Annotated in this window: 8 protein-coding genes; 3 read left to right on the plus strand and 5 right to left on the minus strand. The window is 46.7% G+C overall.

The annotated features are described in order from the left end of the window. Positions 1 to 25: 25 nt before the first annotated feature. The 3 genes from KHQ23_RS20080 to KHQ23_RS20090 all read right to left on the minus strand — a co-directional run bounded on the left by KHQ23_RS20080 (position 26) and on the right by KHQ23_RS20090 (position 1829). Positions 26 to 1108: a hypothetical protein gene (locus KHQ23_RS20080; RefSeq protein WP_162708812.1), complete on the minus strand. Its 1083-nt coding sequence runs from the start codon at positions 1106 to 1108 to the stop codon at positions 26 to 28. A gap of 141 nt (positions 1109 to 1249) precedes the next feature. Further along, positions 1250 to 1630: a hypothetical protein gene (locus KHQ23_RS20085; RefSeq protein ID WP_200785453.1), complete on the minus strand. Its 381-nt coding sequence runs from the start codon at positions 1628 to 1630 to the stop codon at positions 1250 to 1252. Then, positions 1623 to 1829 (minus strand): hypothetical protein, encoded by a 207-nt coding sequence (locus tag KHQ23_RS20090; protein ID WP_085859064.1) that lies wholly within the window; start codon positions 1827 to 1829, stop codon positions 1623 to 1625. The genes KHQ23_RS20085 and KHQ23_RS20090 overlap by 8 nt, the downstream gene beginning before the upstream one ends. A gap of 1164 nt (positions 1830 to 2993) precedes the next feature. Here KHQ23_RS20090 and KHQ23_RS20095 point away from each other — a divergent pair. Both KHQ23_RS20095 and KHQ23_RS20100 read left to right on the plus strand, forming a co-directional pair. Next, positions 2994 to 4991: a site-specific DNA-methyltransferase gene (locus KHQ23_RS20095; RefSeq protein WP_135681665.1), complete on the plus strand. Its 1998-nt coding sequence runs from the start codon at positions 2994 to 2996 to the stop codon at positions 4989 to 4991. Between the two features lie 4 nt (positions 4992 to 4995). After that, positions 4996 to 7632, plus strand: a complete 2637-nt coding sequence (locus KHQ23_RS20100; RefSeq protein WP_200785455.1) for a DEAD/DEAH box helicase family protein — start codon at positions 4996 to 4998, stop codon at positions 7630 to 7632. A gap of 377 nt (positions 7633 to 8009) precedes the next feature. On the opposite strand, the gene KHQ23_RS20105 is transcribed toward KHQ23_RS20100, so the two are convergent. Continuing rightward, complete coding sequence (locus tag KHQ23_RS20105; RefSeq protein WP_135681668.1) at positions 8010 to 8444, minus strand: helix-turn-helix domain-containing protein; 435 nt, start codon at positions 8442 to 8444, stop codon at positions 8010 to 8012. Between the two features lie 159 nt (positions 8445 to 8603). Continuing rightward, complete coding sequence (locus tag KHQ23_RS20110; protein ID WP_050849815.1) at positions 8604 to 9152, minus strand: recombinase family protein; 549 nt, start codon at positions 9150 to 9152, stop codon at positions 8604 to 8606. A gap of 318 nt (positions 9153 to 9470) precedes the next feature. On the opposite strand from KHQ23_RS20110, the gene KHQ23_RS20115 reads away from it, so the two are divergent. Continuing rightward, entirely contained in the window at positions 9471 to 9677 is a 207-nt protein-coding gene (locus KHQ23_RS20115) for a hypothetical protein (RefSeq protein WP_200785457.1), read from the plus strand. Positions 9678 to 10264 lie beyond the last annotated feature (587 nt).

Raw genomic sequence — 10264 nt, forward strand, 5'->3', positions numbered from 1 at the left:
TATATATATATATATATATATACGCTCACATCCACTCGGCATCATGCGCTTGCTCATCATAGATATGAATATCGCCGGACCGATGCCTGTCCTCCATTTCTGCCTCCCGCATGTCTGCCAACATGTCTTCCATCTCCTCGTCGTAATGTTCGGAAATTTCGCCATACAGAGACTCGAACTCTTCCTGAGTAATTTCCCTGGCGATTTGCAATGGAAGCATTCTGCGTAGAATTTCGCATTCGCGGTGGCTTTCAGGGCGAAAGCCTATCCCGTTTACCCCAAAAACAAGACCCGGATTTGCAGCCAGCTCTTTGATAATGGAAACGCCCATCTCCGACGGTCGGAAAGACCGTGGGGCGACAATAGCCGCGCTACCATATCTCTCAAGCCTTTTCCGGGAAGATACAACCTTATCCCGCAAACCTTTATCACGTAACTGGATGTCGATAGCAGTGTCAGCCATGGACGTTATGACGCGGTGAGCTGCGTCAGTTAAATCGATATCTTCACGAGATAGCGACCACCCGTCACCATGACCCCACATACGCACGCCCGGCAAACAGCCTTTGGTTACGGAAAGCTCCTTTGTGCCGTGTATGATCAACTTGCTATCACGCTTCGCCATGTAGCGCATCCAGCCCTCTGGGGACCATGCGTCCCGTGCATCTTGATTTTCAATCGACGGAACGAGATTCGATTTCATCGCCCATTTAAACCAGGCTGCAATTACTTTCTTTGCATCAATATCACCGCATGAATCAGGGAACACGGCAATTAAGTGAACGTGCGGAGCCTTCTGGTTCTTGGTTTTTTCAATACAGTAGACCCATTTTCCGCCCGTCATTTTGTTTAGCTCATTGGTTACGGCGGCGATCATTTTCTTAAACAACTCAGGAGATGGGCGTTTTCCTGTCGTTAGGGTAATCGCTGATACGTGTCCGCCAATGAAGTTGCTTTGGTCAATGCTTCGAACAAAATCTTTAAATCCCCGAAGGGTCTTTTCAGTCCAGCCGTCGACCTTCGTTGACTTGCCCGGCATTCCTGCTCGTGATTTTCCGCGTGATGCAGGCGTTCTCGATGTCGTCACATCTTCCCCGGTACGCTTCATGCGTCCTGCTGGTGGCGTGTGTTTTGCTAATGCTGGGGTCGCCTCATCTGGCGTTATGTGATATGATTTCATTGTATTTTTTCGATACGTCCATTTGTAAAGTGTTCTAGCCCGCTCTGCGAAAGCGGGCTTTTCTTTGTCTTAAATTCTGGCTTTCACTGCTGCCAGCACCTCTCGTCTTGTCTCACTGCTGATTCCGGACAATCCAGTAAACGCCGTAACAAACCGATAAAGCTGGCGATACTCACGATTCTTTTTCGCGTCTTCCTTCCAGCCAGATAGAACATCATCGGGGTCATCGGCAAACCGTCTTAAATCGCTCTCAGTGATGCTGTAACAGCCTTTCGAGTCTGTGGTAATGGGTATGCCCCACTTACAGCACAAAAGCTCCAGAACTCGGCTACGTTCGTGATTTCCGTATTTCTGCAAAATCCGGTCAAGTTGCTTTGGTGTCAGCCTGCCGCCGTTCAGCAGCTTATTCCGGATCAGCTTGGCTACTGCGGTTCTGGTCAGATTACCCATGTGAGCGATCCCCCCAAAAAGCCAACGCGAAAGCGTCGAGCTGTTCAGGTGTCCACACAAGGCGCGGTCTGCCCTCGTTGAGGCGAACTTTGACGGGCTTCGGGAACGTTGGAACGAATCGACGGAAATCGAAAAATCGAGCGCGGCTGATATTGAGATAGGCGGCTGCATCGTCTGCAACCAGATGCTTCTTGGTCATGATTACTTCCTTTTGAATGTTACCGCCTACATCCTGTAAGCAGTGTCGGGCTTCCTTCTCGACACTACAAATATATATAAACTATCTTAATAATTAAAGGGTTACATTGAAATAATACGGAAAGCTAGACGGAAGTAGGTATGCCACGCTTACGAAAAGAGATATTCACGCGCGAATGCCAGTCTTTAATAATATTGGTCGTCTCAACATCAGAAGCACAACGCTCTAATGTACCTCTCGGCTGAGGTAACTCTCTTCCCCATAATGACGCTTTACAGAAGGCTTCGCCCCTCCTGACGAGCATCACAATAAAGGCGCTCAAATCAAGAGTAGGCGAACCCCGACACAGCTTAAAGATCCTCACCGTTTCCGATAAGTAGCTCCCTCGTGCGCTCCTGTGTTCCCACCTTAACGTTTGCAGCCAGCTTTACCGCTCTTTCTACCTTGGGGGCGCTAACTCTCAGCTTCCCGGTGCTGGTACTGCTCGTCTTAGGTGGTTCGCTCCAAGCTGGATGATATGCACGAACTCCCCGTTTCATCCGACCGTTGCGCCTGCTGGGTAACTATTCTCATGATTCCAACCCCAGCGGACACGGCAAAGTGCCGTCATTGGCAACAGCCAATACGGTAACGAGTCTTGAGTGCGGGAACTTTGTTGATATGCATTCGGGCACAAAAACGCCCGTCTGTAGCTTGAATGCTCCGCGTAAGGCAGATACACTGAGATCACGTTTTAGGTAGCTGTTCCCGCTAAAGACTCAGTTACCTGGTAGACGAGTCCTGAGAAAACCCGTTTACCCGTTAAAACCCGCGCCTGAGAACGCGGGTTTTTTCGTTTCATGGATAATGCACCTGAAGTAACCCCAGCGTCAAATCAATTAAAGATGATGCACATATGCCAGAGAATTTGGTACATAACAATTCACACCCTAAAAATCAACCATAATGATTGCGGGCGGAGGGTGGTTTTCAGGGGGATAATACGTGGATTTGCGTAAAACGGCACTGAAACCGTTTTAGCGATGCCGACAAGATCCCTTATGTTACCCCCCCTTTTTTTGGTGCATTTTTCCGCAACTGCATCAGCAGCATAGCTGTCAGGTTCCAGCACAGGACTCTATACCTTACAATCTTTTCAATCTCTAACAGTCATAAGGCCATGACATGCAGACCAAATTAATCAAAGAACTGAACAAGGTTTTAAAAACGTTCCCGCAATTCTGGAGCGGAGAAGGTTTACACCGCTCAATGGTGAGTGACGCCATCAGTCAAAAGCAGCCAGATCTAATCAAAGCATTGGTCAATAATGAAAAAATAAAATCCGTTTATGGAACCGATGTTGATGGGATTTTGATTTTTGACTTTGATAAACTATGCAGCCTGTTAAAATACAGAGAATACTGGGCTAACAGCTTCACTAAATACCGTAACAAGATTGGGTTGACCAGCTCAGGTAAATACATTGATTACAGCCATGATATAGTGCTGGATTTTCCTTTCAAGGATTGTACTCTTGAGGGAGGAATGACTAAAGAAGAAAATGGGAAAAGTGAAATATATTATAATGATATAATTGCAAAAGATGAAATAGATAACCTATTATCTCCAAAGGTTTTCACCTTTGCGAGAAGATATGCTAAGGGATTAGCTTCTGACAAGATATCATCAGTTAATGGAAATGATAATATTTTGTTGAAAGGAAACAACCTTATAGCACTACACTGTCTGAAAAAAAAATTCATTGGTTCAGTAAAATTAATATACATAGACCCACCATACAACACTGGAAACGATGGATTTAGGTATAACGATAAGTTTAATCGAGCCACTTGGCTTACGTTCATGAAAAACAGGCTATCAATAGCAAAAGAATTACTAAGTGATGATGGGGTGATTTTTGTGCAATGTGACGACAAGGAACATGCTTCTTTAAGACTTCTAATGGATAGTATTTTTGGTAGAGATAACTTTCTAAATAACATAGTGGTGAAGACGTCCGATCCTTCAGGATTAAAAGTAGTGAACCCATCACCATATTCACAAACAGAGTATTTGCTAATGTTTTGTAAAAACAGGAGCAATTACACATATACACCTCAGTTCGTTAAAAGCTCTTACGACCCATCATACGGAAGGTTTATAAAAAATATAAATGCCGAATACGACAAATGGGTTACATGCTCTTTAAGTGAACACTTTGCTAATTACAAGGGTTTCAATACCGTTAAAGAAGCAAGAGAAAAATTAGGTCGATTAGATTTCGAAGAGGAAATGGCTCAATTCGCCATTGAAAAATCAGATTCTGTTTATCAAGCAACCGCAATAAGCAATGCGGCTGGAAAAAAAATCGTAGAGGCGAGGGATGAGTCCAAGAAAAACCCCGGAAAAATTTATAAAGTAGAAAGAGATAATGATGACATATATATCACCAATGGCAGGCAAATATACTTTTACTCTAATAAAGTAAAAAAAATAAATGGAACCATGACGCCTACAATATTACTCACCAATCTATGGCTTGATATTCCTTGGAATGGGATAGCTAATGAAGGAGATGCCATTTTTAAAAATGGGAAAAAGCCTGAAAAGTTGATTCAACGGTGTATAGAGTCATGTACAAAAGAAGGTGACCTCGTTTTAGATTTCCACCTTGGGAGTGGAACAACAGCGGCTGTAGCCCATAAAATGGGACGCCGATATATCGGCATTGAACAAATGGATTATATAAATGAGATCACTGTGCCACGTCTGCAAAAAGTCATCGATGGTGAGCAGGGGGGGATATCCAAAGACGTGGACTGGCAGGGTGGCGGCAGCTTCGTCTACGCCGAGCTGATGGAGCTGAACGCCTACTTCGTGCATGAAATCCAGAAAGCACAGTCTAATGAAGAACTCGAAAAGCTCTTTGCTGTGATGAAAACAGAGGCACATCTCAATTATCAGGTGGCACTGGAAAACGTACTCTCCGCTGAATACGAGATGGACGGTATTCCACGTAAAGTCGCGTTCAGCGAACTTGAACTGCATGAGCAAAAACAACTGCTGATTGAAATCCTCGATAAAAATCAGCTCTACGTGAACGCTTCCGATATGGATGACAGTGACCTGAACATCTCAGAGAGCGATAAAGCCTTTACCCGCAGTTTCTACGGGATGGAGTAACTGTATGGCGAAGAAACCGAAGTCAGCCAGCAGCGAAAAGCTGCTGTTTAACAAGCTCAAGCAGTTTGATGAACCGGGGTTGTTTCAGGATAACTATCAGACGCCGGACTACATTCAGGCGAACCTGAAGGATGCCATGCGTCCGTATCAGCACGGCGCACTCCGCTACCTGCATTACACGCAACGTAAGCGGGAGGAGGCGCTGTTGCATTACCGCCATCTGCTGTTTCACATGGCAACCGGCGCAGGGAAAACGATGGTGATGGCGGGGACGATACTCTATCTGTTTAAAGAGTACGGGTATCAGAACTTCATCTTCTTCGTACATACCGACGCGATTATCCAAAAAACCCGTGAGAACCTGCTCAACCCGCAGTCGCCGAAATACCTGTTCAGCCAGGAGCTGGAAATCGACGGGGAAAAAATCACCATCGCGCCGGTGGAGACATTCCCGCCTGCGCCTGAGCGCAACACGATTTACCTCAAGCTCTCAACCATCCATAAGATGCACGACGAGCTGAACAGTTACCGTGAAAACAGCATCACCTACGAGGATTTGAAAGAAATCCCGTTAGTCCTGCTGGGTGACGAGGCGCATCACTTCAACGCCGGTACCAAAGCGAAAGGTAAGTCGAAAACCTCACCGGAGAACGAGGAGCAGACCTGGGAGCGCACGATTGAGAACATCCTCGCCCTGCGACCGGATAACCGCCTGTTCGAGTACACCGCCACCATTGACCTGGCAAACAAAGATATCGGGAATAAATACCGTGACAGGGTGGTGTATCAGTATGACCTGAAACAGTTCATGTCAGACGGTTACTCGAAAAAGGTCATGCTACTGGAAGCCAACCAGAACGACAGCGACAAAATGCTTGATGCCGTGCTGTTAAGTCAGTACCGCAAACTGATAGCGATAGATAACGGCATCACCGGCTTCAAGCCGGTCATTCTGTTCAAATCGAACAAGATTGCGATATCGAAGGCGAAGCAGGAAGAGTTTTCGCAACTGATTGCGGCAATGACCCCTGAAAGCGTCAGACGTCATCTGGCGAATAAAAGAGTCCAGCTCAGCTCTGACACCAGTATCTGGCATAAAGTGATTCAGCGTTACGCTGGCAGCGATTTAGTGACGGTTATCGGGCAGATTCAGGAGGACTTTAACGACTTCAACCTGCTGAACGTCAACAAGTCAGATTTGCTGGAAGAAAACCCCGTCCTGCTGAACACACTGGAAGAAGTCGATAATCCGGTGAGAGCCGTCTTTGCCGTGGCAAAGGTCAATGAAGGCTGGGACGTGCTCAACCTCTACGACATCGTCCGCATCAGCGAACAGGCGAGTAGCAGCAAAACCGGCACGGACAGCGAGGCACAGCTTATCGGGCGCGGCGCACGTTACTTCCCGTTCGTGTATGACGGCAAGCGGAGCTTCACCCGCCGATTTGATACCAGCGCGAAGGAGTTGAGCGTGCTGGAACAACTGCACTATCACACCATCAATGAGCCGGCGTACATCAAAACGCTGCACGCTTCTCTTGAGCAGGCGGACATTGACGTGCATCAGGACGGCGGCGGCACGATTGAGCACGCCAGACTGAAAGAGGACTTTAAAAAGTCCTCCGTATATCAGACAGGTAAGCTGTACTTTAACGAAGTGGAAGAGATTGAGAGCAGCAGTCGCAACTGGGAAACCTACTCGCTGGAAACGCGCTTTGAGATACCGTATCAGACCGCCGGTGAGGAGTCGCTGGACAACCTGACAGGGGCAACGGCTGGCATCACAAAGTCAGAACTCCTGCTACTGGACGAGCGTTTTTATCGCAAGGCCATGCAGAGGATCAGTTTTTACGCGCTGGATAACCTTCAACGCTTCTTCCCGAAACTGACCGGTATTCGTGAGTTCATCCGCAGTGAGTCTTATCTTGGGAAACTAAAAATCACCGTTACCGTGCCGCAGTCTCTGGATTTCGCCATCGTACCGGCAAAAGAGAAACTGCACCTGCTGGAAACCGTTCTGCTGCGTATCGCAGAGAACATGCGCCGCAATGACCAGAAGGTGAAAGGTACGTACCGCTTTATCAGCCAGCCGGTGAAAGAGGTGATGAAAGACTACAGCCTGCACATTGACCCGTCGGTAGTCATTAATCAGAAAATCACCGCTGCACAGACCATCGGTAAAAAATGGTACGTGTACGATAACGCTATACTGAACCAGCTTGAGCATCGTCTGGTGAAAACACTGGAAGGCTTTATACCAAAGCTCAGAGCACGTTACGACGATATTTATGTGCTGCGTAACGACGAGCAGTCAACGCGCTTTAAGCTCACGGAGTTCGGCGGCGTGCGTGGCTTTATGCCGGATTTCATCATGATACTGACGCGACATGCGGATAATGCTTACTGGCAGGTGTTCCTTGAGCCGAAAGGGGATGACCGTCTGCTAGACGACGCATGGAAAGAACGGATGCTCGAAATCCTGAATGACCGGGAACGTATTGTGATTGAGGAAAATGAGGACGTCCGGCTGGTCGGGATTAAATTCTTTGCCAACAGTCAGATGGATGTCTTCGTCAGTGATATGCAGAACCGGCTGAATGAGGGGGAATCGCTTGAAACCGCATCGCTCTCCCTGCCACTGTAAACGGTGATAACAACAAATAACGGCGCCCATGGGGCCGTTATTTGATATGCACATTAAGGGTCAGTTTGGATATAGCGAATTATTTGTATTAGCTCAGACTGGAGCTGACACATCTATGGCACAGAGCCAAACCTAATCTGACAGGCGGTGTTGTGTGTGCCGACATTATTCACTGATAACTATCTGAGTATTCTGGCTCTGTGGAATCCCCTTAACAGGTAGATAAAAATGAGCATCATCCCTTCTCAAAAGCTGGCGCTCGCAGAGGGCACAAAACTTAATTCTCACAACGTCAAAAGCAGTGATCCTTAGCGTCGGAATCAGTGGTCGGATTCATCGGAATATGCAGCTGCCTGTCAGATTTGGTTTGACTCAAATCACCCACCAAAAATTCGTTTCCAAAACCCCTTACCACGCTCCGTCTCAAGCTCTGCTCTCACTTTTTCCAGTTCCTGAGTCGCAACATCACGTTCATTCTGCAACCCGGTCACCTGTTCTCGCAGCTTTTGAGTCTCAATCTTATCCTCAAGCAATAATTGCTGCTGCCCTTGAACCAAATCCCTAATCTGTGACATTTCCGCCATTAAACGTGTGACATACTCAGGCTCTTCAACCTGTGATCCAGTGGATACCTGCGGCGCTTCTTGCTGTGACAGGCTGCCAAAAACTCGCAATAGTTCACTGGTCTCAATCTGGGTTGTATTACTGTCTGTTACAACTGATGAGAGCTTACCCTGCTTGATATAGCGGTATATTGTACGCCTAGTGACACCAGCTAATTTAGCGGCTTCAGTGACCGTGTGTACCGCCATGTGACACCCCTTATCAATACAGTGTGATCGATTGTGACCATGTTTGTGACACGGTCACTAACCAAACATTATTAAATAGATGGGTCAATAGTGCCATGTTTGCAGCTAATCACCTTGCTGATAGTGGTTCTGTCTGCTCGGCAAGTGCTAATGATTATCTCAAATAAGCTCGGATTTTATTTTCATCACGGTCTGTGTGCTGATGCCATGCTTTTCCGCTGTCTTTCTGATAGACATCCCGGACTGTAAATCGCCTCTGACAGCTCTACGATCGATTGTGGAGCTTTTGCCACGTCCAGCAATACGTCCAGCTTGCTTAGCTGCTTCGTAGCCTTCTCGCTGTCGTTCAAGCATAAATTCACGCTCCATCTGGGCTACTCCAGCAAGAACAGTCAGCATGAAGTTGCCGAAAGCGCTTTCTTTGCCAGTTTTGAAACCTTCTTTGTGAAACTGGACGATTACGCCACGTTTGGTAAGTTCTTCAACGGTTGCCAGCAAATCAGAAGTTTTACGACAAAGACGATCGATGCTGTGAACATGCAAGGTGTCGCCCTCACGCACATAATCCATCATGGCTTTGAACTGTTCGCGCTCAATGTTTTTTCCGCTCGCTTTTTCTTCAAACACTTTATCAAGTGCAAGACCAGCCAACTGGCGTTCTGTGTTCTGCTGGATGGATGACACGCGGATATAACCAATATTAGCCATGCGAAAACCTTTCGTAGTGATTTACTTCAATGCCCAAACACTACGGCTGTATCACATAAAAATCAAGACAAATCACTACGGTTTGTTTCAACTTTAAGCGTAGTGAAATAGGGTGCTTTATTAGAACAGCGCTTGTCTGCTCGTGGTTCCCATCAATACGGGGGCAACCTGCTGTTTTAGCAAAACCACCATTGGGGGGTTCTTGGATAACACCCGACGTCCCCACCATTGAGGGAAAAGCCCCGACGCGGTGAGGCTGGTGTGCGATAATGATCGCGTTGGGCAATGGATGCCCATTAACTAAAAAGGATTTTTAAAATGAAAAGTAAAACCGGTGATTCTTGGGCTGAATTTTTTGCTGAAGTGGAACGTGAAACCGATAAAGAAATTGCTGAAGTGAGTAGGCAACTGGCATTAAGCGAAGAGGAAGATAAGGCGCCTCTTGCTTCTCTCGAAGCTGAACCGCTGCCGGAGTTGGATTTGGATTTGGAGCTGGATCTTCTGGATATTGATTTCGATTGGTGAAATCACCAGCGGCAATTTTTACGGGTTCTGAGCGGGGTAAAATTGCCTCGCTTGTTCTTACAGATAAAAAAAGGGGCTTGCCTTGACCTTACGTTACAAGGCTTCCACTGCGTTCCCCCCTTTCAAGCCACGGCTGGCGTGCTCTCGCTGGACATCAAGTCATGATCAAGTCGTTCTTATAGAACCGACTTCTAATGTCAAAAAATTGACTTCCGATCATCGTTAAAAAGGTATAAGCATTTTCTCTTCAACCTGACTTCTCTCAACGGATGCCCTTCAGAAGGGTTAGCTTTTTTTCTAAGACTTTGGTTTTGTTGTTTGCGTTCTTTCTCAACGTTGGCGCGGAGCGCCGTTATTGACAGTGAACTTTCTGCGCTGGTGGCGGTGAAACCGCCCTGAGTGATAAACGAACTACGATTTTTTCGTCGTTATAATTTCCTGCGACTTGTTTTCTTTTACTTCGCCTGTGGCGGTGAAACCGCCGTTTGCGGCTTCTTTAACGAAAAGACTCAACTTACTGTTGTAATAGGATTTTTTTACCTTATCACCCCCTTACTGTCTCTACTATATATATATATATATATATA

It is taken from the genome of Klebsiella sp. 64 (assembly GCF_018223915.1).
Classification (GTDB): domain Bacteria; phylum Pseudomonadota; class Gammaproteobacteria; order Enterobacterales; family Enterobacteriaceae; genus Klebsiella; species Klebsiella pneumoniae.

Excerpts from the sequence above, each read along its gene's own strand:
- KHQ23_RS20080 (WP_162708812.1), bottom strand. The coding sequence starts at position 1,108 with ATGAAGCGTACCGGGGAAGATGTGACGACATCGAGAACGCCTGCATCA.
- KHQ23_RS20085 (WP_200785453.1), bottom strand. The coding sequence starts at position 1,630 with ATGGGTAATCTGACCAGAACCGCAGTAGCCAAGCTGATCCGGAATAAG.
- KHQ23_RS20090 (WP_085859064.1), bottom strand. The coding sequence starts at position 1,829 with ATGACCAAGAAGCATCTGGTTGCAGACGATGCAGCCGCCTATCTCAAT.
- KHQ23_RS20095 (WP_135681665.1), top strand. The coding sequence starts at position 2,994 with ATGCAGACCAAATTAATCAAAGAACTGAACAAGGTTTTAAAAACGTTC.
- KHQ23_RS20100 (WP_200785455.1), top strand. The coding sequence starts at position 4,996 with ATGGCGAAGAAACCGAAGTCAGCCAGCAGCGAAAAGCTGCTGTTTAAC.
- KHQ23_RS20105 (WP_135681668.1), bottom strand. The coding sequence starts at position 8,444 with ATGGCGGTACACACGGTCACTGAAGCCGCTAAATTAGCTGGTGTCACT.
- KHQ23_RS20110 (WP_050849815.1), bottom strand. The coding sequence starts at position 9,152 with ATGGCTAATATTGGTTATATCCGCGTGTCATCCATCCAGCAGAACACA.
- KHQ23_RS20115 (WP_200785457.1), top strand. The coding sequence starts at position 9,471 with ATGAAAAGTAAAACCGGTGATTCTTGGGCTGAATTTTTTGCTGAAGTG.